The organism is Rhizobium sp. Rhizsp42 (assembly GCF_047304155.1).
Lineage (GTDB): Bacteria > Pseudomonadota > Alphaproteobacteria > Rhizobiales > Rhizobiaceae > Rhizobium.
The window spans coordinates 18,642-44,730 of the sequence record NZ_JBGLYS010000043.1; the positions used below are offsets into that span (position 1 = coordinate 18,642).

Sequence of the window (26,089 nt, forward strand, 5' to 3'; positions counted from 1 at the left end):
CCTTGCTATGGTCCCCGCATCTTTTCAGGCAATAAACGAACGGATTTCCCCATGCCTTCCTTCAAGACACTCGACGATCTTAACGACATTGCCGGAAAGCGCGTTCTCGTCCGCGTCGACCTCAACGTCCCGGTAAAGGACGGCAAGGTGACGGACGTGACCCGCATCGAGCGCGTCGCCCCGACCATCAAGGAACTGTCCGAGAAGGGCGCCAAGGTTATTCTTCTCGCGCACTTCGGCCGCCCCAAGGATGGCCCCTCGCCTGACCTGTCGCTCACCCTGATCGCCCCCTCGGTTGAAGCCGTGCTCGATCATCCCGTGCAGACGGCAACCGACGTCATCGGCGAAGTCGCCGCCGGCGCCGTGGCCGCCATGAAGGATGGCGACATCCTGCTTCTTGAAAACACCCGCTTCCACAAGGGCGAGGAAAAGAACGACCCCGATTTCGTCAAGGCGCTGGTCGCCAATGGCGACATCTACGTCAACGACGCCTTCTCGGCCGCGCACCGCGCCCACGCCTCGACCGAAGGCCTTGCCCGTCATCTCCCCGCTTACGCCGGCCGCACCATGCAGGCTGAACTGGAAGCGCTGGAAAAGGGCCTCGGCCAGCCGGTTCGTCCCGTCGTTGCTATCGTCGGTGGCGCCAAGGTCTCGACCAAGATCGATCTCCTCATGAACCTCGTGAAGAAGGTCGACGCGCTCGTCATCGGCGGCGGCATGGCCAACACCTTCATCGCCGCGCGCGGCACCAGCGTCGGCAAGTCGCTGTGCGAACATGACCTCGCCGACACCGCCCGCCAGATCATGATCGAAGCCGCAACGGCCGGCTGCGCGATCGTTCTGCCCGAGGACGGCGTCGTCGCCCGCGAGTTCAAGGCAGGTGCCGCCAATGAGATCGTTGCCATCGATGCCATCCCCGATGACGCCATGATGCTCGACGTTGGCCCGAAGTCGGTCGAAGCCGTCAAGGCCTGGATCGAGCGCGCCAACACGCTGGTCTGGAACGGCCCGCTCGGCGCCTTCGAGATCGAACCCTTCGACAAGGCAACCGTCGCCGCCGCGCAGTATGCGGCAGAGCGCACCAAGGCCGGCAAGCTCACCTCGGTCGCCGGTGGCGGCGATACCGTCTCGGCGCTGAACCACGCCGGCGTTGCCGATGACTTCACCTACGTCTCGACCGCGGGCGGTGCGTTCCTGGAATGGATGGAAGGCAAGGTCCTGCCCGGCGTCGAGGTCCTGACCAAGGCCAAGTAAGTCAAACCGGGTTTTCGGCCTGTTTCGGCCATCTAATCCAAGACCGCGGGAGCCAGCGCTTTCGCGGTCTTTTCGTTGGCACTAAAATAACACTTAACTTTCAAACGTTTGAAATGATTTCAATCGTTTCAATAGCTTACACCAGGATTTTCCTTTTAAAATTCTTCTGATATCGCAGATTCGAGTGCCTATCGGCTTTGACATAGAGCAAAATCCGGACGCGATGCGCCGGTTTTACGGAAGGAGTGAAGTATGGTGGACGCGAAGATGTTGGACAAGATCAGCTCGGCGCCGGGATTCATTGCAGCGCTGGACCAGAGCGGTGGTTCGACACCCGCAGCGTTGCGCCTCTACGGCATTGCCGACAACGATTACCAGGGCGATGAGGAAATGTTCCGCCTGATGCACGCCATGCGCGTCCGCATCATGAGCGCGCCCGCCTTCACCGGCGAAAAGATCATTGCCGCGATCCTCTTCGAGCGGACCATGGACGGCGACGTCGATGGCCAGCCGGTTCCCTCCTATCTCTGGGAAAAGCGCGGCGTCGTTCCGCTTCTCAAGATCGACAAGGGCCTGGCCGCCGAGGAAAACGGCGTCCAGATCATGAAGCCGATGCCTGAGCTGGAGACGCTCCTCGCGCGCGGCCGCGACAAGGGAATTTTCGGCACCAAGATGCGCTCGGTGATCGCAAGCGCCGACCGGTCAGGCATCGCGGCCGTCGTCAAGCAGCAGTTCGAAGTGGCCCGCCAGATCATCGGCAGCGGCCTCGTTCCGATCGTCGAGCCTGAAGTTTCCATCAAGAGCCCGACGAAGCAGGAGGCCGAGGCCATCCTTCGCGACGAGATTGCAAAGCAGCTCGACCTGCTGCCTGCGAGCGAAAAGGTGGTGCTGAAGCTGACGATCCCGACGGTCGCCGATTTCTACGCACCTCTGGTCGCCCACAAGCAGGTCGTGCGCGTCGTCGCCCTTTCCGGCGGCTACAGCCGCACCGACGCCTGCGAAAAGCTCAGCCACAACCACGGCATGATCGCCAGCTTCTCGCGCGCGCTGACGGAAAACCTGCGCGTTTCGATGAGCGACGCGGAGTTCGATGCGAGCCTTGCTGAAACGATCAACGAGATCTACGCGGCCAGCGTCAACAAGGCCTGATCAGCAAGCTGACCTTCACAAACCGGCTGCCTCTGGCGGCCGGTTTTTTGTTGCCGGCTGATTGTCATCGGTCGATTGTCACGGCGACAAGAATTCCCCTTCTGCCAGCCGGCGGCGATGGCTACTGATTGCGCTCCTGAACCATCGGAGCACGCAATGACCGCCGTTTCCTTCACCACCGTCGATGTCTTCACCTCCACCCGCTTCGAAGGCAACCCGCTGGCTGTGATGACGGATGCGCGCGGCCTCTCCGATGATCAGATGCAGAAGATCGCCGCCGAGTTCGGCTATTCGGAAGTGACCTTCGTTCTGCCGCCCGAAAACCCCGAGAATACCGCCCGCGTGCGCATCTTCACACCGACCACCGAAGTGCCCTTCGCCGGCCATCCCAATGTCGGCACCGCCTATGTCCTCGGCAATCTCGACAACATCTTCGGAAAGCCTGTTGGCGACGTCATGCGCTTCGAGGAAAAGGCCGGCGTGGTCACTGTCGACGTGCGCCGCGAACAGGGCCGCGTGACCTCGACCGCGATCCGCGCGCCGAAGCCGCTATCGACTGGCAACACCGTCGCTGCAGACACCATCGCCTGCTGCATCGCCATCGACAGCGCGAAAGTCAGCACCCGCATCCACCAGCCGCTGACGACATCCGTCGGCCTGAGCTTCGTCGTCGCCGAACTCGCCGACCTCGACACGCTCGCCCGCGCCCGCCCCAATCTCGCATACTTCCAGGATGCCGCCGGCCCGACGCTTGAGGGCAACCACGACTTCTCGCTCTTTGTGTACGTTCGATCGGCCGACAAACCCTGGCACATCCGCGCCCGCATGTTCGCCCCGCTCGACAACGTCCCGGAAGACCCCGCGACCGGCAGCGCCTCGGCCGCACTCGGCGCCTACCTCGTCTCGCTGGAGCCGGAACCCGACATGACGGTATCGCTGACCATCGAGCAGGGCGTCGAAATGGGCCGCCGCAGCCTCATCGGCATCGAGGTGACGAAGACCGGCGGCGTGGTCACCGACGTTGCGATCTCGGGCGCCTGCGTCGAGGTCATGCGCGGCGTGATCGACTGCTGATCATGTCGCTTGAACAGGACGGATCCGCGCCCCGGCGCGCTTGACAGCAATACGGCCCCGGCGATATCAAACTGGCTATCGGCAATGGATTCTGCCGAGGCCAGAAAAGGCTGAACCGCTTCCCCGATGAAGCCGATGACTCCTACTTCATTTGCCATCGCGCGAAAGGGTAGAGTCATGTTCGAAGTCCTGTTTTCATCACACATCGCCGGCGATACCGCCCGTCATCAGGGGGCAGCACTATGATCGCCTTCTCCGATATTTTCGGCATCCGCCTGCGCCAGCTTCGCGATATCGGCAAGTGGATCGCCGTCATCGTTCCGATGGCAATCGTCGTCGGCTCGCTCTGCGCATTCTTCCTCTGGGCGCTCGATCTTGCGACCAGGAGCCGCTTCGACCATCCCTGGCTGCTCTACGGCCTGCCCGCTGCCGGCTTCCTCATGGTGCTGATCTACCAGACATTCGGAAAGTCCGCCGAGGGCGGCAACAACCTCATCGTCGACCAGATCCACGAACCCGGCGCCGGCGTACCCCTGCGCATGGCCCCACTCATCCTCATCTCCACCATCGCCACGCATCTCTTCGGCGGCTCGGCCGGCCGCGAGGGCACGGCGGTGCAGCTCGGCGGCAGCATCGCCAGCGCCGTGGCGAAACTCTTCCGCCTGTCGCCCGCCGACGTGAAAATCCTCCTCATGGGCGGCATCGCGGCCGGTTTCGGCGCGGTCTTCGGCACACCGATCGCCGGCGCCATCTTCGCGCTCGAAGTGCTGACCATCGGCCGCATACAGTATGAAGCGCTGATCCCCTGCCTGATGGCCGCAGTGACCGGTGACTGGGCCTGCCATGCCTGGGGCATCGAGCATACGCATTACCACATCGCCTATCTCGCCGACGCGCCTGCCAATGTCTTCCATCTCGATGCGATCCTGCTGTCGAAAGTCGCCATCGCCGGCGTCATCTTCGGGCTCGCGGCGAAATCCTTCGCCGAACTCTCCCACGCGGCTTCAGCCCTGTTCAAGAAGCTCCTGCCCTACGCCCCGCTGCGCCCGGTTCTGGCCGGACTGATCCTGATCGGCCTCGTCCATCTGCTCGGCACCCGCGCCTATCTCGGCCTCGGCGTCTGGTCGCCCGACGCCGCCGACCCCACCATCGTGGGCTTCTTTGCGCCCGGCGCCGTCGATTACTGGAGCTGGCTGTGGAAGGCACTCTTCACCATCGTCACGCTCAGCGCCGGCTTCAAGGGCGGCGAGGTGACGCCGCTCTTCTTCATCGGCGCCGCGCTCGGCAATGCGCTGGCAGCCCTCTTCGGCGCGCCGTCCGATCTCTTCGCCGGGCTCGGCTTCGTGGCGATCTTCGCCGGCGCCACCAACACGCCGCTCGCCTGCATGATCATGGGCATCGAGCTCTTCGGCGCCACCCACGCCGTCTACCTCGCCGTCGCCTGCTTCCTCGCCTATCTCTGCAGCGGCCATTCGAGCATCTATCTCGCCCAACGCCTCGGCGTCCCGAAACGCCGCGCCATCGGCACGATCCCCTCAGACGTCTCGCTCCGCCATATCAGGGAGCGGAAGGTGCCGGCGGCCGAGGGTGTCGAGAAATGACAAAATGAAACCGCCCGCCACGAGATACGCGGCGGGCGACTTGTTCGGCATCGGCCTACGCAGCGCTTGAAAACAGATAAGGCCGGCGCTCGGTCTCACTCGTCTTGAAGGAGTGCCGCAGATGCAGCAGATCCTTGCGCGCGATCAGCCCGACCAGCCGCTTCGTTTGCGGATCGATGACGGGGATGCGCCCTTCTCCCGAGTTCAGCATGATATCCGTGACATGCCCGACCGTATCATCCGCAAGTGCATAGGCGATCTCGGCGTTCGATGTCGCGTCGACAATACTGACATTGGGTGCCACGCCCTCCTGATGCCACCGCAGCACATCGGCGCGGGAGACAAGGCCGAGCAACACACGCTGCTCGTCGACCACAGGATAGACGCGATGCGTCTTCTCGGCCGTCTCGAAGAAGGTCTTCACCTCCCCCACCGTCTCGCGCGATGAAAGCACGTCGACATCCACGATCATGATGTCGCGAGCACGCGTCAGCTCAAACGGATCGATGCCGTATTCCCGCGTGATGTGCTGGCCGCGCCGGGCGATCTTTTCCGTCAGGATCGAGCGCCGGAGCACAAGCACCGTCACCGCATAGGCCGACACCGTGGCGGCGAGCAGCGGCAGGAGCGCCGACAGGTCTCCCGTCAGTTCCACCGCGAAAAACGTCCCGGTCAGTGGCGCGCGCATCGTGCCGCCCATCATCGCGGCCATACCAATCAGCGCCCAGAAGCCCTGGTCGCCTGGCAGAAACAGCCCGGCCAGCCAGCCGATCGCCCCACCGAAGATGAGCAGCGGCGCCAGCACGCCACCCGATGTGCCGGAGGAGAGCGCGATCAGCCAGATCGCCACCTTCACCGCTAGAATGGTGAGGACGGCGGCCGGAAGCACGTTGCTATGCAGCAGATCCTCGATGATATCGTAGCCGACGCCGAGCGCGCGCGGCTCGATCAGCCCGCCGATCCCGATGAACAGGCCACCGATCGCCGGGCACCACATCCAGTGAACAGGCAGGGCCTCGAACAGGTCCTCGACCTTGTAGAGGAGCACGGTCAGAAGACCGGAAGCGAAGCCGGTGAGAATGCCGAGCCCGGCGCAGAGCGCGATCCCCCACCAAGGGAGGCTCATATCGAAATGCGCGGGAAACAGCGGACCGGCGCCGAACAGAAACGGCCTCCAGCACGCCGACACGCAGGCAGCCACGGCAACCGGAATAAAGCTTCTCGGCTTCCATTCGAACAGCAGCAGCTCGACCGCCAAGAGAAGTGCCGCAATCGGCGTGCCGAAGATCGCGGTCATCCCGGCGGCAGCCCCCGCCACCAGTAGCGACTTTCGCTCCGCCGAGCTCATCTCGAAGCATTGCGCGAACAGCGAGCCGATCGCGCCACCGGTCATGATGATTGGTCCTTCGGCGCCGAACGGGCCACCGGTGCCGATCGAGATCGCAGACGACAGGGGCTTGAGCACCGCCACCTTCGGCGACATCCGGCTTCCGCCGATCAGGATCGCCTCGATGGCTTCGGGAATGCCGTGTCCCCTGATCTTCTCCGAGCCGAAGCGCGCCATCAACCCGATGATCAGTCCGCCGATGACAGGCACGACAAGCATCCATAGCGACGGACGCGCATGCGCCAGGCTCTCGGCAACGAGGCTGACCTTTCCGAACCAGACGACATTCGAGACGAGCGAGATCAAGCTGACTAGCACCCACGCCGCAAACGCGCCGCCGGTGCCGACGACGACGGCCATCGCGATCAGCGCCAGAACGCGCCTGTCAGTGGTGAAATCGCCCGCCGCGCGGCGCGGCAGCAGGGAAGCGGTGTTGGGGGACGTATCGGGGGGAAGAGATTTTGGGGGCATGGTCGATCCTGTCTGGTGTTTATCTGCGCGCTCAAATATATCGTATTACGATATAAATCAAGAGACCCACCTCTCACGCCGCGGGCTTTGCGGATGGCGTCGATAACGGCTAGAGATCGCCCAGGCTTTCATGGGCGTTAACGGAAGGATGTGGCGATGCGGGACGATCTGTCGGAGGAGGATTACGAAGCGCTCGCGAACCTTCGCCACACACTGCGCCGTTTCATGGATTTCAGCGCCTCAGCCGCGCTTGAAGCCGGCCTGCCCGCGCAGCAGCATCAGGCGCTGCTCGCCATCAAGGGGCACCGCGCCCCCGATCCGATGACCGTCGGCCTGCTCGCCGAGCGGTTGATCATCGCGCCGCATACCGCGACCGAACTGGTGGGCCGTCTCGAATCTGCCGGCTACGTCAGCCGCCGCCCCGACCCCAACGACCGCCGCCGCCAGACGCTCCTCCTGACCGACCAGGCCGAAGCCGTCCTCAAACAGCTGACGACCATCCACCTCAAGGAAATCCGCGAAATGGCACCGCGCCTGATCGGCATCCTCCAAAGCATCCAGGAGGAAACCCCGCTGCCTGATGATCCGTGGTCGACGTGAGGCCGCGGACAGCCCTTCAAGGCGCTCCATTGATCTCGACAATATTGCGATCAGGGTCACGAAGATAAAGCTGCGGGAACCCGGCAAGGCCCGTGCGGAAAACCAGCATGTGCTTGGGATCGCCTTCGGGCAAATCCCCGCTGAAGCCGAGCGAGGCGAGGCGTTCGAGAACGCCCTCGAAGTCATCGGTCCGAAACGCGAAGTGCCAGTCGTTGCGATCGATGGTCGGCCGTTGCCGGAACGTGCCCTCGGGATGCACGACGAGATGGACCTGCAGACTGCCGCAGGCGAGCCACGCCCCGCCCACTGGAAAGTCCGGCCGAGGGATTTCGGAAAGGCCAAAGACATCGCGGTAAAACGGAAGAGATTTATCCAGGTCATCAGTGATGATCGACACGTGATGCAGGGCAAGCATGTCCTCTCCCCCCAAGAAGCGTCCAAGCAGCCGTAAAGTACCCGAAACGGCGGCCGGACGCCATCGGGGGCGAGCCTCTTCCCGCGACCGGCGTCTCTACAACCAATTGCGCTTAAACAAACAGATCCCGCCCAAGCAGCGCAACCGCCCAGATCGCGAAGGCAAACAGCGCGATCTTCCAGAAATCCGCGCGCTTTCTGAGGCCCGGAAGACCCAGCGGCTTGATCAGGTGCACCACCATCGCAAGCATCAGGAGAAGCGCGATCAGCTTCGTCATGTCTTTATTTTTCCATATGTTCTTGATGTCACAGGACGGACATTATTTCGCGCGACGACTGCCTCTAAACATGCCGTAAAGGCATTCGGGGAGACAATCAACATTTCAAAGACTGGGCAGCATCGTGTGCTGCCATATGTCTTTGTGCATGTAAGCTGAGTTGCATGGGGGGCCAATGAAACGAAATCTTCTATCCGTCGCCGCACTTCTGTTCGGCACGCTCTTTCTGTTCATGGGCAATGGCCTGCAGGGCATCCTCCTCCCCGTCCGCGGCAATCTCGAAGGTTATGCGACCACCACGCTCGGCCTGCTCGGCACATCCTGGGCAGCAGGCTTCGTCATCGGTTGCCTGGTTGCGCCGAAGATGGTCAGCCGCGTCGGACATGTGCGCGCCTTCTCCGGCTTCATCTCGATCATCGCCATCATCGCGCTGGTCAGCGGCATCGCCGTTCATCCGGTCTGGTGGGTGCTCTTGCGCGCCGTCACCGGCTTTGCCACGGCCGGCACCTCGATGATCATCGAGAGCTGGTTGAACGAGCGCGCGACAAACGAGAGCCGCGGCGCGATCTTCTCGCTCTATATCGCCATCACCCTGATCGGCGTCGTCGCCGGCCAGATGATGATCCCGCTCGAGGATGTGCGCACGCCCATTCTCTTCATGATCTGCGGCATCTTCTATTGCATCGCCATGCTGCCGACGCTGCTGTCGACCGCCGCCTCGCCGCAGCCGCTGAAGGCCGTGAAGCTTGATCTCAAGGCGCTCTATCGCAATTCGCCGGTCTCCTGCCTAGGCATTCTCCTGGTCGGCATCGCCAATGGCGCCTACGGCACGCTGGGCGCCGTCTTCGGCGCCGGCGCCGGTCTCTCGGATACCTCGATCGCCATCATGATGAGCTCTACCATCTTTGCCGGCGCCGTCATGCAGCTCCCGGCCGGCCGACTGTCCGACCGCATCGACCGCCGCTACGTGCTGGCCGCCATGTCGGCGATCGCGGCCCTTGCCGGCCTGATGCTTGTCGTCCTCCACCCCTCCTCGCCCGCCTTCATCATCACGCTGGTGGTGCTCTATGGCGCGGTTGCCAACACGCTCTATCCGATCGCCGTCGCCCACGCCAACGACTATGCCTCCTCGGAGGACTTCGTGAAGGTCTCCGGCGGCCTGCTGCTGCTTTACGGTATCGGCACCATCATCGGCCCGACGATCGGCGGCCCGGTCATGTCGATGGCAAGCCCGCACGCGCTGTTCCTGGTGACCGCGCTCGCCCATGTGCTGATCACGGCTTACGCGATCATCCGCAGCCGCGCGCGCGCCGCCATCCCGGCAAGCGACCGCGACGCCTTCACCACCATCCCGACGGCCACGTCGCAGACGATGACCCCGGAGGGCATGTCGCTGGCCGATCGCGGGCAGAACAAGACGCCCGAGCCGCCGCTGGAGCCGGCAACCCGATAGACTTGGAATGCGGAGACGGCCGGGCGCTTGCCCGCCGACACGAGGACGGAGGACTGAACATGAGCATCATGGATGACGACCGGCCGCAGAAGAAGCCGAATCACGAGATCGGCATGGACCTCTCGATGATGTCGGTGGACGAGCTGAACGCGCGTATCGACATGCTCAAGGCCGAGATTTCGCGCATCGAGCAGGAAGCCGCTCGCAAGGCATCGGGAAGATTGGCCGCAGAAAACCTCTTCAAATCGTGACCCGGCAAAAGGCCGGATTTGATTTATAGCCGCCGCGCAAGTGTTAATTCGGCACACACTTAATGAGGCGTTAAGCTTTCTAATGTATTGATGTGCTCATCCGGACTTGCTCTGGATCTCAGACAGTTTCCCATGCGGTGAATTGGTCTGATTTTTCTCCCTGTTTTACCTTGAGAGCCGCTTTTGCGGCTCTCCTTTTTCGCATTGGCTGGGGACGAAAACCACGAAACTGTGGAAGTTAACCCTTTATTAAGAAACGCCTTGCGCTATTAGGCTAAAACTACCATCTTTAAAGTCATTAAGGCCGACCGGTGAAACCTTTTGGGACCGGCCTGCGTTACCTGATCAATAAGTAGATGCGTGCAACAGGGACCCTTTAAATGTCAGAGCTTGGATTGAACACGATCAGTTTTGCAGGACGCGCTGCCGCATCGTCGCAGTTTAAGACATTGTACTCCGAGGGCATGTCGCTGGTCGAAGAGACCGCCGCCTATCTGGATGGCAATGGCCGCACCGCATCCAAGGTTCTGCCGCGCATGGCATCGGTTCTCTACGCAGCGGAATCGATGCGCCTCACCACCCGCCTGATGCAGATGGCCTCCTGGCTCCTCCTGCAGCGCGCCGTCAACAATGGCGAAATGTCGCGCGATCAGGTTCTGGCCGAAAAGAACAAGGTTCGTCTCGACGGCTTCAACGTCGACCGCAACGCTCCGGGCTGGGGCGACCTGCCGGAAGCCTTCCGCGATCTGATCGAACGCTCGCTGCGCCTGCAGAACCGCGTCGCCCTGCTCGACCGCGAAATCTATCGCCCGAACGAGGCAGCGATCGTTCCCGACAACCAGAACAGCGTCCAGGCTCAGCTCAGCCTGCTGCAGACGGCATTCGGCAACAACTGATCCATTCAAAGTAGACTGCATAAACCGGCTGCGTTCCCTGCGCGGCCGGTTTTTTGTTGTCTGGGCCTGACGGCCAACAATAGTATCGGAAGCAACTTCACAACATAGGCGGACTGCAATGACGCCAGAGTATGTTCTTGCTCTCTACGAGCAGAAGATCAACAGCCACCGATTTGAGGAACTCGCCCCTCTCTTCTCAGACAACGCTGTGATCTGGTTCTCCGATGGCAGCCATCGCGGACTGGAGGCAATCCGCATCGCTTTTGAAGAGACCTGGGCCAAAATAGCAGACGAGACGTATTGGCTCGAAGATCTGCAATGGCTGGGAACAGGCGACGGGACCGCCGCATGCATTTACACATTTCACTGGACGGGCCTATGGGACAGCAGACCAGCAAGAGGAAAGGGGCGCGGCACCACGGTTCTCTGCAAGGAGGCCGGCACATGGAAAATCACCCATGAACATCTCAGCCGCTTTCCAGATAGTCGGTAGCCAAACGCAAAAAAGCCCCGCTTTCGCAGGGCTCCTTCGAAATCAGTGCAACAGCTGCGATTAGAGGCCGAGGCCGCCGAAACGCTTGTTGAACTTGGAAACGCGGCCACCGCGGTCCATGAGCTGCTGGTTGCCGCCCGTCCAGGCCGGGTGCGACTTGGAATCGATTTCGAGGTTCATTACAGCGCCTTCCGAACCCCAGGTCGAGCGGGTTTCGTATTCGGTGCCGTCGGTCATGACTACCTTGATGGTGTGGTAGTCGGGATGGATTTCAGCCTTCATAACAATCTTCCTGCGATGTCACGTCCATTTGACGCACCACGTTGCGACAAGAGGACCGATTGAATAAATGAAGCCGCAGTCGCTACTGGCTACGGCTTCCCATTAGGATGCGGTGCCTATACATGAAGGCCATTAGGATAACAAGAGCCATCGACCGTGTTGCACGGTGTTGAAGGCTGCTGGAGATTGAATTGACAGACGCAATGCAGACCGAGAAGAAAAAGTCCCGCTCGCTGAAACCTCTCGGCAGACTGACGCCTTATGTCATGCGTTATCGCGGCCTCGTCACCGGCGCCCTCTTCTCGCTGGCGCTCGCCGCCGTCACCTCGCTGGCGCTTCCGCTTGCCGTGCGCCGCATGATCGACCACGGCTTCAGCCACTCCGACGGCCGCTTCATCAACAGCTACTTCATCATGCTCATGGTCATGGCGGTCGTTCTCGCCATATCCAGCGCGCTGCGCTACTTCTTCGTCATCACGCTCGGCGAGCGCATCGTCTCCGACCTCCGCCGCGACGTCTTCGCGCATGTGACGCGGCTGTCCGCCTCCTTCTTCGACGTCAACCAGTCCGGCGAGATCGTCTCGCGGCTGACGGCCGATACCACGCAGATCAAGTCCGCCGTTGGCGCCACCGCCTCGGTCGCGCTCCGCAACATGATCCTGTGTCTCGGCGCCATCGTCATGATGGTCGTCACCTCGCCGAAGCTCGCAAGCCTCGTGCTGTTGGCCATACCCCTCATCGTCTTCCCGCTGGTCGCCTTCGGCCGCTCGGTGCGCAAGCGTTCGCGCGCGGCACAGGACACGCTGGCCGAAGCCTCCGCCTTCGCCAACGAAACCATCGCCGCCACCCGCACCGTCCAGGCCTTCGGTGGCGAGACCGCCGCGGCAAACCGCTATGGCGCAGCCGTCGAAGCCGCCTTCGCCGCCGCCCGCGCCGCCATCCGCTCGCGCTCGCTGCTGACGGGCATCGCCATCACGCTGATCTTCGGCAGCGTCGTCGCCGTCCTTTGGGTCGGCGCGCACAATGTGCTTGAGGGAACGCTGTCTGCCGGCACGCTCGGCCAGTTCCTGCTCTATTCCGTCATCGCCGCCGGCTCGCTCGGGGCGCTGTCGGAAGTCTGGGGCGAACTCTCGCAGGCAGCCGGCGCCGCCGATCGCCTGACCGAACTGCTCGACGAAGTCTCTCCGATCGTAACGCCGGCCTCCCCCATCGCCCTGCCCGATCCGAGCCTCGGCCGCGTCGAGTTCACAGACGTCCACTTCGCCTACCCCTCGCGCCCCGACACATCCGCGCTGCATGGCCTGAGCTTCGCGGTCAAGCCGGGCGAGACCGTCGCCATCGTCGGCCCCTCAGGCGCCGGCAAGACCACCATCTTCTCGCTGCTGCTGCGCTTCTACGATCCGCAGCAGGGCGCCGTCATGATCGATGGCGTCGATGCCCGCCAGACCGATACCGATGGCCTCCGCAAGCGCATCGCTATCGTCCCCCAGGACGTGACGATCTTCGCCGCCTCCATCCATGACAACATCGCCTTCGGCCGCCCGAGCGCCACGCGCGAGGAAGTCCGCGCCGCCGCCATCGCCGCCCAGGCCGACGAGTTCATCGCAAGATTGGAGCAGGGCTACGACACCACGGTCGGCGAACGCGGCATCATGCTGTCGGGCGGCCAGCGCCAGCGCATCGCCATCGCCCGCGCCATCCTCAAGAACGCGCCGATCCTGCTCCTCGATGAAGCCACCTCGGCGCTCGATGCCGAAAGCGAAACGCTGGTGCAGCGGGCATTGGACGGCCTGATGGAAGGTCGCACGACGCTCATCATCGCCCACCGCCTCGCAACCGTGCTGAAGGCTGACCGCATCCTGGTCCTCGACCAGGGCCGCGTCGTCGAGGAAGGCACCCACCAGAGCCTGGTGCGCCACGGCGGCATCTACGCCAAGCTGGCCCGGCTGCAGTTCGATGCGGGCGCCGAGGAGCTGCTTGCGGCGGTGAAGTGACGGCGGAGTGATGTTTCCACTGAGGATTGCAATCGCAAAGGTGCTGCAATAGCGTTGAACCGTATCCAGGGCGCGGGCGATGCGGTTCAACGGTTTCGATTGGGATGATGGCAACTGGCCGAAATGCGGCAGGCATGGTCTGTCCATTCGGACGATCGAATCCGTGTTCGAGCGCCCGGTGAGCATCTTCGACGATCCCTTCGACCCGGGATTGGAGACGAGGATGCGCGCGATCGGCAAGGATGAGCAAGACCGTTACGTCTTCATCGTCTTTTGCCTGCGCGTCAAAAACGGTGTAACTTTGCTGCGTCCCATCAGCGCGCGCTACATGCACGCAAAGGAAGTGAGGCACTATGAACAGCAAAAGTCTTAAGCCGCTTCCGCGCTTCTCCTCCGACCAGCAGGCCGAGGATTTCGTCGCCGATACCGACCTGAGCGAATTCGATCTCTCCAGCGGTCGTGACATGTTGTTTGAGAAGATCTCGCCAGAACACGTGGCGGCGGGCGATTACGTCTTCGTAGTCACGAAGGACGCACAAAGCCGCTTTCATTTTGACGTTAAGCAATCGAGCGGCGAAATCTTGTTCTCGTCCGCGCCCCTGAACTCGAGAGACGCGGCGCTAAAGGCAATCGATGCGTTCAAGGCCGGCATATCCGCAGCTGCGACCAAAGACGCCTCGGACGCCGCCGCCTGAGCGCACCCACCCAAACGTCCCGATGGAATAATTGGATTTTTTGTTTTAGGCTGCGCTTGCAGATTTAAACAACATCCTGATTCCGGGAGACAATCGATGTATAAGTTCGAAGTTTATAAGGACAAGGCAGGCGAATTCCGTTTCCGTTTCAAGGCATCGAACGGCGAAGCGATGTTCGGCTCCGAGGGCTACAAGGCCAAGGCGTCGGCGCTGAGCGCGATCGAATCCATCAAGAAAAACGCTCCCGGAGCCGTCGTCGACGACACCACCAAGGCGGCTGACGCTTGATACATCAAAGGCGGCACCTCAGGGCGCCGCCTTTTTCTTTTGCAATGCTGGCCATGGATAGTGCGGTATGCTGCGCCGTTACTTGCGCAAGCACGCTACCCCGTCACTTCTCCGTCAGCTTCAGCTCGATCCGTCGGTTGGTCGCCCGCGCCTCGGGCGTATCGCCAGGCGCGATCGGCTGATACTCGCCGAAGCCGGCCGCAACCAGCCTGTCCGCCGGCACGCCCTGCGCGATCAGGAACTTGACCACCGAGATCGCGCGCGCCGAAGACAGCTGCCAGTTGTCGGTGAAGCGGCCGGTGCCGGCGAGCGGGACGTTGTCGGTATGGCCGTCGACGCGCAGCACCCAGTTGATTTCCGGCGGAATTTCCTTGGCGACGTCGAGCAGTGCTGCTGCGAGCTTCGCCATCTCCGTCTGCCCGTCGGGATTGAGATCGGCGCCGCCGGAGGGGAAGAGCACTTCCGACTGGAACACGAAGCGGTCACCGACGATGCGGATATTCTCACGATCCGAGAGGATTTCACGCAGGCGCCCGAAGAAGTCCGAGCGATAGCGGTTGAGCTCCTGCACGCGCGCGGCAAGCGCCACGTTGAGGCGGCGGCCGAGATCGGCGATCTTCGTCTGCGACTGCTGGTCCTTCTGCTCGGAGGCCTGCAGCGCCACCTCGACGGCGGCGATCTGGTTGCGCAGCGCAGCGATCTGCTGGTTGAGCAACTCCACCTGGCTCATCGCCCGGTCGCTCATCTGTTTCTGCTCGTCGAGTTCCTTGGTGAGCGAACCGATCCGCTGCTGCGCCGCGTCCTGGCCGCCAGAGCCGGCCGAGAGCAGCGACTGCAGCCGCGAGCGCTCGCCCTCGGCGGTCGCAAGCGAGGCCTGCAGATTGGCGACGCTGTCCTCGAGATCCTGCTTGCTGCCCTTTTCGAGCGCGAGCAGCTGGGTCAGCTCGTTGATCTGGCTGTTCAGCCGGTTCATCACCTCGTCGCGGCCGGAAATCTCGCGGCTGAGAATGAACTGCCCGACGACGAACACCGTGAGCAGGAACATCACCGCGATCAGAAGCGTCGACAGCGCATCGACGAAGCCGGGCCAGTAGTCGACCGTGCGTTCGCGGCGACGGTTGCGGGCAAGAGCCATGGCTTACTTGCCCTCGCTCTTTTCGGTCTGCGGCATCCGCTGCGGCCGATCGCTCGCCGCATGCTTTTCCTGTGCGCCGATCCGTTCGGCCAGCCGGTCGAGCGTGCGGCGCATGGCCTTCGCCTCGTCCTGCTGCGCCTCGATCCAGTCGCGCAACATCTGCTGCTCGTTGCGCATGTTCTTGACCAGCCCCTGGATCCCCTCGGCGAGATTGGCCATGGCCGCGACCGAGCGCTGGCTGCCGCCGCCCTCTTCCGAGACCTTCTGCATGTATTCCGACAGCGCGCGGATCTCTTCCGGCGAAACGCCGCCCTTGGTGTCGATCACGGGAGCGGCAAGGTCGGAGCCGACATCGGTCACCGACGACAGCCAGTTTTCAAGCTCCGTATAGAAACGGTTCTGCGCACGGCCGGCCTGCAGGTCGAGGAAGCCGAGGATCAGCGAGCCGGAAAGACCGAGCAGCGACGACGAGAAAGCCTGTCCCATGCCCGAAAGCGGCTGCGACAGCCCCTCTTTCAGCGCCGAAAGCACATCCGAGGAGCCATTGGTTCCGGCGTCGAGCGACTGGATGACGTTGCTGATCGAGCCGATCGTGCCGATAAGCCCCCAGAAGGTGCCGAGCAAGCCGAGAAAGACGAGGAGGCCGATCAGATAGCGCGAGACGTCGCGGGATTCATCCAGGCGGTTGGCGATCGAATCGAGAATGGAGCGGAAGGCCGTGGTCGAGATGCCGGCAGCCGAGGAGGTGCGGCTGCCGATCAGCGTGCGCATCGGTGCGAGCAGCTTCGGGTTGCGGTTCACCTTGTCGGCGCTGCCGGCGGCGCGGAACGAATTGAACCAGCGCACCTCTGGCCGAAGCGACAGCACATGGCTGAAGACAAGGATGATGCCGATGCCGAGAACGCCGAGAATGAGGCCGTTCAGCCCGGGATTGTGCATGAAGGCCGTCTGCGCCTGGCGGAACAGGATGGATGCTATGAACCCGACGATGACGAGGAACAGCACCATCGTCCACAGAAAGGGCATCGGGCTGGATAGCTTATAGCTGTAATTTCCCGTGGTTTTTTCGGTCGAGCCGAACTCCGCCACATTCACATTTTCCATAGATTCCGCAGCCTCCGGCCTCATCACAACCGGAGACTAGATCATCATTGTGCCGAATTGAAGTATGCGGAACGAAAAAGCCTGTCTTTATAACAAAGACTTACCGGCTGGGCACCGGGCGCTTGGCAACTTCCATCAGCGCCTTCTGGATGTATTCGTTGCCGGCCACGACGCTGCCGGTCTCGAGAATCGAGTTGCCGCCATCCCAATCGCTGACATAGCCGCCGGCTTCGCGGATGAGCAGGATACCGGCCGCGATATCCCAGGCCGAAAGGCCGGTTTCCCAGAAGCCGTCAAAACGGCCGGCCGCGACGTAAGCAAGATCGAGCGAGGCCGAACCCATGCGACGCACACCGGCGACTTCGCCCATGACGTGTCGGAGTTCGACGAGGAATTTGCCGTGATTGCCACGGCCAAGATGCGGAACGCCGCAGGCGACGACCGAATCCGACAGCACGCGGCGCGCGCCGACGCGCAGGCGACGATCGTTGAGGAATGCGCCGCCACCACGCTCGGTGGTGTAGAGCTCGTCGGTCGCCGGGTTGAAGATGACGCCGGCGACGATCTCATTGTTGCGCTCAAGCGCGATCGACACCGCGAACATCGGAATGCCGTGCAGAAAGTTGGTGGTGCCGTCGAGCGGATCGACGATCCAACGATGCGCGCCGTCGGTGCCCTTGATCTCTTCGCCCTCTTCGCCGAGGAAGCCATAGGTCGGACGCGCCTTCAGAAGCTCTTCGCGCACGATCTTCTCGGCCTTGCGGTCGGCGGACGAGACGAAATCGCCCGGTCCCTTGACCGAGACCTGCAGGTTCTGCACTTCGCCGAAATCACGCCCCAGCGATTTTCCTGCCTTGAGGGCAGCCTGAACCATGACATTGAGAAGAGCTGAACGGGCCATGTGGGCGGTTTTCCTTGGGCTAAATAGGTGCGCGTTGTCAGGGCGGGGATGGTCCCTGATCGCCGGTAGAGGCTGCGCTTTATAAGATTGGCGGCTTCAAGACCACAAAATCGGGGAAATTTCAAGAGCGGCGCCGCATGCCTGCATTGAATCGCAGAAAGCTCGCAAATTAATTCTGGACAGATCAGTCTGTAATTCTTATATCTCCCCCATGGCAAGACACAAGGAATTCGATCGCGACCTGGCGCTTGGCGCCGCCATCAACGTGTTCTCAGAGCACGGCTATGAGGGCACGTCGACGGATCAGTTGCTGACGGCAATGAAGATCAGCCGCCAGAGCATGTACGATACCTTCGGCGACAAGCGCGGCCTCTACCTCGAGGCACTGCAGCGCTACAACGCCGACAGTACCGCGAGATTGATCGACGACCTGAAGCGCCAGGCATCGCCGGTCGAAGCGCTCGAAGGCGCGCTCGTCGCCTTTGCCTCGCGGCCGTCGTCGGAAGCCAGCCGCGGCTGCCTCGGCGTCAGCGCCGTCTGCGAATTCGGCCGCACCGACCTTGAGATCGCCACGCTGACCGATACCGCGTCGCGCACCCTGTCCACGGCGCTGAAGACGATCGTCGAAGACGGCCGCAAGAGTGGCGGCATCGCATCCGACATCGACCCCGACGAGGCCGTCCACTTCCTCGGCGCAACCCTGTCAGGCATGAAAGTCAGCGCCCGCAACGGCGCCTCCCCCGAAACCCTTCGCGGTATCGCCCACATCGCCATCCGCAGCCTCCGCTAAGCGCACCGCAAGGCCACACCGCCTTTTCGCGCCCAATTCTAGACTGAACGATCCAGAAATCAGAAAGGAAACCTGAAATGTCTCACTCTCTCACCAGCAAGGTCGCCCTCATCACCGGCGGCTCGCGCGGCATCGGCGCGGCGATCGTCCGCAGGCTGGCGCAAGACGGCGCCGCCGTGGCCTTCACCTATGCCAGCAGCGATGACCGGGCGAAGGCGCTCACCGCCGAGATTGAAGCCAAGGACGGCAAGGCGCTGGCGATCAAGGCCGACAGTGCCGATCCAGAAGCCGTGCGCAATGCCGTCGCCACGACGATCAGCCACTTCGGCGCGCTCGACATTCTCGTCAACAATGCCGGCATCCTGATGCTCGCCCCACTCGACGAATTCGCGCTGGAAGATTTCGACCGCATGTTCGCCGTCAACGTCCGCGCCGTCTTCGTCGGCACCCAGGCGGCGGCAAGGCACATGCAGGCAGGCGGTCGCATCATCAATATCGGCAGCGTCGTTGCCGACCGCAGCGGTTTTCCAACATCCTCGGTCTACAGCATGACCAAGGGCGCCATCGCCTCCATGACCCGCGGCCTAGCGCGCGATCTCGGCCCACGAGGGATTACCGTCAACACCATCCAGCCGGGCCCGACGGCAACCGACATGAACGGCGCGCCGGGCACGGAGGAGCACCTGTCGCCGCTGATGGCACTGGGCCGCATGGGCGAGGACAGCGAAATCGCCAGCCTTGCGGCCTATCTCGCCAGCCCCGAAGCATCCTTCGTCACCGGCTCCGCGCTCACCATCGACGGCGGCTACCTCGCCTAAGCGCAAAAAGCCGGCGGTGCTCGCACGCCGCCGGCTCTCATCTGTTTATTGCAGCGCCTTAGAATTTCTGCTGCGTGATCAAAACCTCGCGGGCGATCTGCTCCAGCGGCAAGATGCGGTCCACCCCGCCCTTGGCGATCGCCTCCTTCGGCATGCCAAAGACAACGGAGGTCGCCTCGTCCTGCGCCACGGTATAGGCGCCGGCCTGATGCATCTCGAGCATCCCCTTGGCGCCGTCGTCGCCCATCCCGGTCATGATGATGCCCATGGCGTTGGAGCCTGCCGAACGCGCCGCCGAGCGGAACAACACGTCGACCGACGGCCGGTGGCGCGAGACCAGCGGGCCGCTCTTGACCGCAACGTGATAGCGCGCGCCGCGCCGCTCGAGCAGCATATGACTATCGCCGGGCGCAATCAGCACATGGCCGCGCAACACGGGATCACCATCGACAGCTTCCTTGACCTCGACCTCGCACAGGCTGTTCAGCCGCTTGGCGAAGGCCGCGGTGAATTTCTCCGGCATGTGCTGGACGATGACGATGCCGGGCGCATTGGCCGGCAGCGCCTCCAGAAACTCGCGCAGCGCCTCGGTGCCGCCAGTCGACGCGCCGACGCAGACCACCATCTCGGTCGTCTTCGCCATGGCTTTCCCTGATGGCGGCGGCAGCATCGCATCCGCTGTCAGCTTCTGCGCCGGCATCGGCGCGCCCGGCCGCAGGCTGTTGACGTTACGCCTGACATTGCCGAGGCGCGCATGCGAGGCGCTTTTCACCGCCTCGCGGATGCGGACGGCATCGTCGGCCAGACTGTCGGCAGCGCCGATCTTCGACTTCAGGATCACATCGACGGCGCCGGCCTCCAGCGCCTGCATCAGCGTTTCCGACCCCGCCTCCGTCAGCGACGAGCACATGACGACGGGGATCGGTCGCTGCGACATCAGCTTGCGCAGGAAGGTGATGCCATCCATGCGCGGCATCTCGACATCGAGCGTGATGACATCGGGAATCTCTTCCTGGATCTTCTTTGCCGCCATGAAGGGATCGGTCGCGACCCCCATGATCTCGATATCGGGATCTTCCTGCAGCACGCGAACGAGCGTCTGGCGAACGCTTGCGGAATCGTCGATGACGAGAACGCGGATCTTCTTGCCCATATGCTCTTTGACCTAGATGCGCTGGAACACGGTGTTGGAAACCTGCTTCAGGGGCAGGTCGATACCGGTGATGGATTCGGAGTGGCCGATGAACATGTAGCCACCCGGCAGGAGCCGCGCGCACAAGCGCTTCAGAACACCCGATTGCGTCGGCTTGTCGAAGTAGATCAGCACGTTGCGGCAGAAGATCATGTGCATCCCCTCGCCGACGGGATAGTTCTCGTCCATCAGGTTCATGCGGGCGAAGCCGACGCGGCTGCGCAGATCAGCCGAGATCCGGACCTCACGGCGATCCTTCTGCTTGGCCACCATCACATATTTCCGCTGCAGCTCGCGCGGCACCGGATGCACCAGATCCTCGGAATAGATGCCGCGCCGCGCCGTCGCCAGCACGTCGGTGCTGAGATCGGTCGCGAGGATGCTGTAGTTGAGGTCGCGCCGGTCGGCGACGAACTCTTCCAGCACCATGGCCATCGTATAGGGCTCGGCCCCCGTCGAGCAGGCCGAGCTCCAGGTGCGGATGGTGCGAACGCCGCTCGAGACGAGTGCGGGAAGCGCCACCTGCTGCATATATTCGAAGTGGCGCGCCTCGCGGAAGAAGTCGGTCTTGTTGGTCGTCACCGCGTCGATCAGATAGACCGTCTCCTGCTCCAGCCCGTCATCGTGAAACAGGAAGTCGCAATAATCGTCGAAGGTCGCGTGCTGCGTTGCCCGCAGCCGGCGGCGAAGCCGGCCCTCAAGCATCGTCAGCTTCGTCGGCGGCATCTTGATGCCGCTATAGTCATAGATGAACTGTGCAAGCTTCTCGAAATTCCGCTTGCTGATCCTGTCGCCCACCATCTGGGCCTCAACGGCAGCCATGCTCATAAGTCAAAATACTCCAGCGTGTCCGCTCAGGCGGCCGATTGCAGGGCGGAGGCATCCTCGCGCGACAGAAGCCGCGCGAGATCGACGATGACGACGAAGCCGGTTTCCCGGCGCACGACGCCGGAAATGTAATCCGAGCGCCAGCGCACGCCGATGTCAGGCGCCGCCTCGATCTGGTCGCGCCGAAACGGCGTGACCTCGAAAACCCGGTCGGCGACGAGGCCGAGCGTGAGGAGCCGGCTCTCCATCGGGATATCGAGGACGAGCACCCGCGTATGCGACGTGGGCACCGTCTTCGACATGCCGAGCTTCAGGCGAAGATCGATGGTCGGGACGCCCTGGCCGCGCACGTCGCGCAGGCCAAGGAGATAGTCGGGACCATTCGGGATCTTGAAGGCCTCGGCATAGTCGAGGATCTCACGAACCACCTCCACAGGCACGGCGAAGATTTCCTCGCCGAGGCTGAAGGTGACGAACTGCGCTTCCTGGGAGGTGGTTGCCATATTATGCGCTTTCCTTGAAATCGGCGTCGCCGTCATCGGGTCCGCCCATGGCCATGTCGAGTGCGAAGCCCTTTGCGCGGGCCTGCTGCGCCGAGACCGAGTTGGCCGCGGGCTTGGATGCAGGCTTGCGGGCGGCAGCGGGCGCGGGGCTGCGCACGGTGATGCGGGCTGCAGGCTTGCGGCTGTCGCGGCTGCCGGCCATGTCGACCTTGAAGAAGGCGATCGAGGTCTGCAGTTCTTCTGCCTGGCTCGCAAGTTCTTCCGAGGTTGCCGACATCTCTTCCGACGCGCCGGCATTCTGCTGCGTCACCTTGTCGAGCTGCTGGATCGCTTCGTTGATCTGCGAGGCACCGATGTCCTGCTCGCGGCAGGCGGCGCTGATCTCGGAGACCAGTTCCGCGGTCTTGCGGATGTCGGGAACCAGGCGGCCAAGCATGTCGCCGGCTTCGCTGGCGGCCTTCACGGTATCGCCCGACATGGCGCTGATTTCGGCTGCTGCCGACTGGCTGCGTTCCGCAAGTTTGCGCACTTCCGAAGCCACGACCGCAAAGCCCTTGCCATGCTCGCCGGCACGCGCTGCCTCGACGGCCGCGTTCAGCGCAAGCAGGTCGGTCTGGCGAGCGATTTCCTGGACGATACCGATCTTCTCGGCGATCGTGCGCATGGCCTCGACGGCGCGGGTAACCGCATCGCCGCTGGCTTCGGCGTCCTTGGCGGACTGGCGAGCGATCTTCTCGGTCTGGGCGGCGTTATCGGCGTTCTGCTTGATGTTGGCGGCCATCTCTTCCATCGAAGCAGAGGCTTCTTCGGCGGACGCTGCCTGTTCGGTGGCGCCCTGCGACACCTGCTCCGAGCTTGCCGACAATTCCTGGCTGCCAGCCGAGACGTTTTCAGCGGCCGCGATCGCATCCGCGACGACGCCGCGCAGGCGCTCGACCATCTGCTCCAGCGCGAGACCAAGCGTATCCTTTTCCGACAGCGGCTTCGGCGCGACGGTCAGGTCGCCGTTCGAAATCTGCGTGGCGATGTTGGCGGTGTTGCGCAGGTTTGCGGTCATGATGTTCAGCGTGTCGACCAGATCCTTGATCTCGTCGTTTGTCTTGACGAGAACGTCCTGATCGAGATCGCCGATGGCAACAGCACTGACGGCGGCCTTCGCCTTGTTGAGACCGGCGCTGATGCCGAGCGCGATCCAGAGAGCGGCGGCGATGGCCATGAGCAGCGCAACGGCCGCAACGGCAAAGATGAAATTGCGCGTGGTAGCATACTGTGCGCTGGTATCTTCATCGGCCTGCTGCATGGCGGCGCGGTTTACATCGATACGGGCTTGAATCAATTCTTCGATACCATCGACAATCGCCCGGCCCTCGCCCGTCGCCAGACGAACGGCCTCAGCGCCGTTGCCATCCTGGGCAAGCTGATGAATGCGATCATCAAGCGTGTAGAGCTTGCTTTCCTGGTCTGCGACATCCTGCCAGCCTTTTTTGCCCGCTTCGGTCGTGCTGTTGTCGTACAGCCACTGGCGCGTCTCGGAAAACTGCTTGCGGTTGCTGTTGCTGGCGTCGATGTACTTGGCGACGTCCTCAGGCTTCGTGGCGGTGGCCATGTTCATCTGCGCGCGAACGATGCGCAGCTGGAAGTTTCCGAGGTTCTGTGCCTGCTCGAGACGCTTGGCAGGTCCGGCGATCACATCGCTGATCGCGGTATTGAGGTTGGAGAGGCTGTAGATGCCGTAGCCGGCAGTCGCCAACAGCAGGACGATCATCAGGCCAAAGGCAATGGCCAGTTTCAATTTTATGGTGAACCGCATTTCTTCATGTCCTTGAAATCGCAGTATTAAAGACGCCGCCATTGGGGAAATGGTGGTATGACAGGCGCAGGAAGACTGTACATCCACCCTTCTGCGATCTCCGGGATCCGGATATTTCAACCGACGTATTCACACTTCGGGTATCGCACCGCGCCAAAGGCCCGGTGCGACGAAACTTAGATCAAGCGCTTTCGAGAAAATCGTCGTCGCCGGCGTCAGGGCCACCCATCGACATGTCGAGAGCAAACCCCTTGGCGCGTGCCTGCTGGGCCGAAACCGAGCGGGCACTGAAATTCTTGTTGCCGGCCGCCGTCGGGCGGGTGGCGCCTGCCTGAGCGGGCCGTGTCGCGGCGGGCTTGGCCGCAACGGTCCGGACACCTGCCCGCATGCCCGACATGTCAACCTTGAAGAAGGCGATCGAGGCCTGCAGCTCCTCGGCCTGCGCCGCAAGCTCTTCGGAGGTCGCCGACATCTGCTCGGACGCACCGGCGTTCTGCTGGGTCACCTTGTCGAGCTGCTGGATCGCCTCATTGATCTGCGAGGCGCCGATATCCTGTTCGCGGCAGGCAGCGCTGATCTCGGAAACAAGCTCGGCCGTCTTGCGGATATCGGGCACCAGGCGACCAAGCATGTCACCCGCTTCGCTGGCAACCTTCACCGTATCGCCCGACATGGCGCTGATCTCGGCTGCGGCGGACTGGCTGCGCTCCGCAAGCTTGCGCACTTCGGATGCGACGACCGCGAAACCCTTGCCATGCTCGCCGGCACGCGCGGCCTCGACGGCGGCGTTGAGCGCCAGGAGGTCGGTCTGTCGGGCGATTTCCTGCACGATAACGATCTTGTCGGCGATCGTGCGCATGGCGATCACGGCGCGGGTAACCGCCGCACCACTCTCCTCGGCATCCTTGGCCGACTGGCGGGCGATCTTCTCGGTCTGCGCGGCGTTGTCGGCGTTCTGCTTGATGTTGGCCGCCATCTCTTCCATCGAAGCCGACGCTTCCTCGGCCGATGCTGCCTGTTCGCTGGCGCCCTGCGACACCTGCTCGGAGCTGGCGGAGAGCTCCTGGCTGCCGGCAGAGACGTTCTCGGAAGCCGAAAGCGCATCGGCGACGACGCCGCGCAGGCGCTCGACCATCTGCTCCAGCGCGATGCCGAGCGTGTCCTTGTCCGACAGCGGCTTCGGCGAAACGGTCAGGTCGCCATTGGCGATGCGGTCGGCGATAACAGACGTGGCGCGCAGGTTGGCGACCATGTCCTTCATGGCGATGCCGAGAACATCCTTGTCGGACAGCGGACGCGGATCGATGGAGAGATCGCCTTGCGCCACCTTATCGGCAATCCCAGCCGTCTGGCGCAGATTGGCGGTCATGACATTGATCGTGTCGACGAGATCCTTGATTTCGTCATTGCTCTTGATCTCAATGTTCTGGTCGAGATCGCCGATCGCCACCGCGTCGGCCACCGTCTTCACCTTGCGCAGGCCGGTGCTGATCGTCGTTGCGATCCAGATCGTCGCGCCGATCGCGATGACGAGCGCGGCGCCCGCGACAATCAAGAGCATCATGAAGGTCGTGTCGTAAGTCTTGTCGCCCACCGCATCGGCGTCAGCAACAGCTTGCTTGGTCAGCGCCGTCAGCGCGGCGGTCATGCCATCGAGCTTCTGGCGCGCGGCGACACCGTCGGTCTCGTTCAACTGCAGGCCCATCTCTTTCTGGCCGGAGGTGATGAGGCCGCGAATGCGGTCGTTCAGAGCAACATAGCCGGTCCAGAATTCGCGAATTTGGTTCCATTCATCCTTGAATTCCGGCGGCGCGTCATGCTCGCCCTCGTCGAGCGTCTTTTCGAAAGCCTTGCGTTCGGCATCGATCGCGGCGTTTGCCCTGGATACGAATTCGGGCTTGTCAGCGACAAGCAGGTCACCCACCGCAAGGCCGAGACCATCGAACGCAGATGTCAGGCCGCTGGCATAGTGATCCTGCTCTACCGGACCTTCCAGGAGCTCATTGCGCAGCGTGTTCATCGTTTGCAGGCCATGGATACCCAGTCCAACGGCGCCGATGATCAGCAAGATCAAGAGTGAAAAAGCAAATGACAGTTTGAGCTTGAGCGTAATGCGCATGTGAAAACTCCGGCCTTAAAAAATCGCTGGGTGAGACCGCGATGGCGATCCTGGGTGTCCGATCATCCAGGCGATTTCGGACCACGCGATTTCGGAAATGAGATGGGAGCGTTCATTCGCTCATGGCCGGCGGCTGTCGCGCGCCCTGCCTCCAACGATCCATTCGTTGGCAGTCTTGATGTCGTTGGGGGGGTTTAGGGCCCCCCCAGGTTTTGGGTGGACCGCGGTGGGGGGGAAAGTGGGGGCGGGGGGGGGGGCCCCCCCAAGGCCAGTGGGGGGCAAAAACCGGGGGGCCCCCCGGGGGGGGGG

The 26,089-nt window shown here is 62.7% G+C and carries 26 protein-coding genes, 2 pseudogenes and 1 riboswitch; of the genes and pseudogenes, 15 read left to right on the top strand and 13 right to left on the bottom strand.

Annotated elements, in window-relative coordinates:
• Positions 1-51 precede the first annotated feature (51 nt).
• The 4 genes from ACCD05_RS27665 (at position 52) to ACCD05_RS27680 (ending at position 5,078) form a co-directional block, all read left to right on the top strand.
• Positions 52-1,254 (top strand): phosphoglycerate kinase, encoded by a 1,203-nt coding sequence (locus ACCD05_RS27665; protein WP_413396768.1) that lies wholly within the window; start codon positions 52-54, stop codon positions 1,252-1,254.
• 252 nt (positions 1,255-1,506) lie between these two features.
• The gene (locus ACCD05_RS27670) at positions 1,507-2,403 is read left to right on the top strand and encodes a fructose bisphosphate aldolase (RefSeq protein WP_413396770.1); all 897 of its coding nucleotides are present in this window, start codon (positions 1,507-1,509) and stop codon (positions 2,401-2,403) included.
• Between the two features lie 156 nt (positions 2,404-2,559).
• The gene (locus tag ACCD05_RS27675) at positions 2,560-3,477 is read left to right on the top strand and encodes a PhzF family phenazine biosynthesis protein (RefSeq protein ID WP_413396772.1); all 918 of its coding nucleotides are present in this window, start codon (positions 2,560-2,562) and stop codon (positions 3,475-3,477) included.
• Positions 3,478-3,548: 71 nt separating this feature from the next.
• Positions 3,549-3,629: riboswitch (Fluoride riboswitch) on the top strand.
• Between the two features lie 90 nt (positions 3,630-3,719).
• Positions 3,720-5,078, top strand: a complete 1,359-nt coding sequence (locus ACCD05_RS27680) for a voltage-gated chloride channel family protein (RefSeq protein ID WP_413396774.1) — start codon at positions 3,720-3,722, stop codon at positions 5,076-5,078.
• A gap of 55 nt (positions 5,079-5,133) precedes the next feature.
• On the opposite strand, the gene ACCD05_RS27685 is transcribed toward ACCD05_RS27680, so the two are convergent.
• A complete protein-coding gene (locus ACCD05_RS27685) occupies positions 5,134-6,936 on the bottom strand; it encodes a chloride channel protein (RefSeq protein WP_413396776.1) in 1,803 nt (600 codons plus the stop codon).
• Positions 6,937-7,092: 156 nt separating this feature from the next.
• Between ACCD05_RS27685 and ACCD05_RS27690 the strand changes: the two genes are divergently transcribed.
• On the top strand, positions 7,093-7,536 hold the full coding sequence (locus tag ACCD05_RS27690; RefSeq protein ID WP_413396778.1) for a MarR family winged helix-turn-helix transcriptional regulator: 444 nt from the start codon (positions 7,093-7,095) through the stop codon (positions 7,534-7,536).
• Positions 7,537-7,552: 16 nt separating this feature from the next.
• Here the strand turns inward: ACCD05_RS27690 and ACCD05_RS27695 are convergent, their stop codons facing one another.
• Both ACCD05_RS27695 and ACCD05_RS27700 read right to left on the bottom strand, forming a co-directional pair.
• Positions 7,553-7,951, bottom strand: coding sequence for a VOC family protein (locus tag ACCD05_RS27695; protein WP_413396780.1), 399 nt, complete (start codon positions 7,949-7,951; stop codon positions 7,553-7,555).
• Positions 7,952-8,063: 112 nt separating this feature from the next.
• The gene (locus ACCD05_RS27700) at positions 8,064-8,228 is read right to left on the bottom strand and encodes a hypothetical protein (RefSeq protein ID WP_018899677.1); all 165 of its coding nucleotides are present in this window, start codon (positions 8,226-8,228) and stop codon (positions 8,064-8,066) included.
• A gap of 175 nt (positions 8,229-8,403) precedes the next feature.
• Between ACCD05_RS27700 and ACCD05_RS27705 the strand changes: the two genes are divergently transcribed.
• The 4 genes from ACCD05_RS27705 (at position 8,404) to ACCD05_RS27720 (ending at position 11,321) form a co-directional block, all read left to right on the top strand.
• On the top strand, positions 8,404-9,681 hold the full coding sequence (locus ACCD05_RS27705) for an MFS transporter (protein WP_413396783.1): 1,278 nt from the start codon (positions 8,404-8,406) through the stop codon (positions 9,679-9,681).
• Between the two features lie 59 nt (positions 9,682-9,740).
• The gene (locus tag ACCD05_RS27710; RefSeq protein WP_209235498.1) at positions 9,741-9,932 is read left to right on the top strand and encodes a DUF1192 domain-containing protein; all 192 of its coding nucleotides are present in this window, start codon (positions 9,741-9,743) and stop codon (positions 9,930-9,932) included.
• A gap of 380 nt (positions 9,933-10,312) precedes the next feature.
• A complete protein-coding gene (locus ACCD05_RS27715; protein WP_026283232.1) occupies positions 10,313-10,828 on the top strand; it encodes a DUF1465 family protein in 516 nt (171 codons plus the stop codon).
• Positions 10,829-10,946: 118 nt separating this feature from the next.
• Positions 10,947-11,321: a YybH family protein gene (locus ACCD05_RS27720; RefSeq protein WP_413396785.1), complete on the top strand. Its 375-nt coding sequence runs from the start codon at positions 10,947-10,949 to the stop codon at positions 11,319-11,321.
• 60 nt (positions 11,322-11,381) lie between these two features.
• Here the strand turns inward: ACCD05_RS27720 and rpmE are convergent, their stop codons facing one another.
• Positions 11,382-11,603, bottom strand: a complete 222-nt coding sequence (gene rpmE, locus ACCD05_RS27725; RefSeq protein ID WP_037182697.1) for a 50S ribosomal protein L31 — start codon at positions 11,601-11,603, stop codon at positions 11,382-11,384.
• Between the two features lie 203 nt (positions 11,604-11,806).
• On the opposite strand from rpmE, the gene ACCD05_RS27730 reads away from it, so the two are divergent.
• The 4 genes from ACCD05_RS27730 to ACCD05_RS27745 all read left to right on the top strand — a co-directional run bounded on the left by ACCD05_RS27730 (position 11,807) and on the right by ACCD05_RS27745 (position 14,580).
• Positions 11,807-13,597: an ABC transporter transmembrane domain-containing protein gene (locus ACCD05_RS27730; protein ID WP_413396804.1), complete on the top strand. Its 1,791-nt coding sequence runs from the start codon at positions 11,807-11,809 to the stop codon at positions 13,595-13,597.
• A gap of 79 nt (positions 13,598-13,676) precedes the next feature.
• A complete protein-coding gene (locus ACCD05_RS27735; RefSeq protein WP_111563336.1) occupies positions 13,677-13,970 on the top strand; it encodes a BrnT family toxin in 294 nt (97 codons plus the stop codon).
• Positions 13,951-14,292, top strand: coding sequence for a CopG family antitoxin (locus ACCD05_RS27740; protein WP_413396788.1), 342 nt, complete (start codon positions 13,951-13,953; stop codon positions 14,290-14,292). Before ACCD05_RS27735 ends, ACCD05_RS27740 begins: the two co-directional genes overlap by 20 nt.
• 96 nt (positions 14,293-14,388) lie before the next feature.
• Positions 14,389-14,580 carry a YegP family protein gene (locus tag ACCD05_RS27745; protein ID WP_047509410.1) on the top strand — a complete coding sequence of 64 codons (192 nt, stop codon included), beginning with the start codon at positions 14,389-14,391 and terminating at the stop codon, positions 14,578-14,580.
• 103 nt (positions 14,581-14,683) lie between these two features.
• Here the strand turns inward: ACCD05_RS27745 and ACCD05_RS27750 are convergent, their stop codons facing one another.
• The 3 genes from ACCD05_RS27750 to ACCD05_RS27760 form a co-directional block, all read right to left on the bottom strand.
• The gene (locus ACCD05_RS27750) at positions 14,684-15,715 is read right to left on the bottom strand and encodes a peptidoglycan -binding protein (protein ID WP_112980065.1); all 1,032 of its coding nucleotides are present in this window, start codon (positions 15,713-15,715) and stop codon (positions 14,684-14,686) included.
• A 3-nt stretch (positions 15,716-15,718) separates the two neighbouring features.
• Positions 15,719-16,819 (bottom strand): flagellar motor protein MotA, encoded by a 1,101-nt coding sequence (locus ACCD05_RS27755; protein WP_413396790.1) that lies wholly within the window; start codon positions 16,817-16,819, stop codon positions 15,719-15,721.
• A gap of 100 nt (positions 16,820-16,919) precedes the next feature.
• Positions 16,920-17,720 carry an inositol monophosphatase family protein gene (locus ACCD05_RS27760; protein WP_113235219.1) on the bottom strand — a complete coding sequence of 267 codons (801 nt, stop codon included), beginning with the start codon at positions 17,718-17,720 and terminating at the stop codon, positions 16,920-16,922.
• A gap of 211 nt (positions 17,721-17,931) precedes the next feature.
• Here ACCD05_RS27760 and ACCD05_RS27765 point away from each other — a divergent pair, with 211 nt between their 5' ends.
• Positions 17,932-18,510 carry a TetR/AcrR family transcriptional regulator gene (locus ACCD05_RS27765; RefSeq protein ID WP_413396792.1) on the top strand — a complete coding sequence of 193 codons (579 nt, stop codon included), beginning with the start codon at positions 17,932-17,934 and terminating at the stop codon, positions 18,508-18,510.
• 77 nt (positions 18,511-18,587) lie between these two features.
• On the top strand, positions 18,588-19,328 hold the full coding sequence (locus tag ACCD05_RS27770; RefSeq protein ID WP_413396794.1) for a 3-oxoacyl-ACP reductase family protein: 741 nt from the start codon (positions 18,588-18,590) through the stop codon (positions 19,326-19,328).
• Positions 19,329-19,386: 58 nt separating this feature from the next.
• Here ACCD05_RS27770 and ACCD05_RS27775 read toward each other — a convergent pair whose 3' ends face one another.
• The 6 genes and pseudogenes from ACCD05_RS27775 to ACCD05_RS27800 all read right to left on the bottom strand — a co-directional run.
• Entirely contained in the window at positions 19,387-20,481 is a 1,095-nt protein-coding gene (locus tag ACCD05_RS27775) for a protein-glutamate methylesterase/protein-glutamine glutaminase (RefSeq protein ID WP_018899691.1), read from the bottom strand.
• A 12-nt stretch (positions 20,482-20,493) separates the two neighbouring features.
• Positions 20,494-21,348, bottom strand: a complete 855-nt coding sequence (locus ACCD05_RS27780) for a CheR family methyltransferase (RefSeq protein WP_413396796.1) — start codon at positions 21,346-21,348, stop codon at positions 20,494-20,496.
• A gap of 26 nt (positions 21,349-21,374) precedes the next feature.
• Entirely contained in the window at positions 21,375-21,851 is a 477-nt protein-coding gene (locus ACCD05_RS27785) for a chemotaxis protein CheW (RefSeq protein ID WP_111563342.1), read from the bottom strand.
• A gap of 1 nt (position 21,852) precedes the next feature.
• On the bottom strand, positions 21,853-23,661 hold the full coding sequence (locus ACCD05_RS27790; protein WP_413396798.1) for a methyl-accepting chemotaxis protein: 1,809 nt from the start codon (positions 23,659-23,661) through the stop codon (positions 21,853-21,855).
• 181 nt (positions 23,662-23,842) lie between these two features.
• Positions 23,843-25,189, bottom strand: a pseudogene (locus tag ACCD05_RS27795) (methyl-accepting chemotaxis protein); the annotation flags it as partial.
• Between the two features lie 117 nt (positions 25,190-25,306).
• Positions 25,307-25,780, bottom strand: a pseudogene (locus ACCD05_RS27800) (MCP four helix bundle domain-containing protein); the annotation flags it as partial.
• Positions 25,781-26,089: the final 309 nt, after the last annotated feature.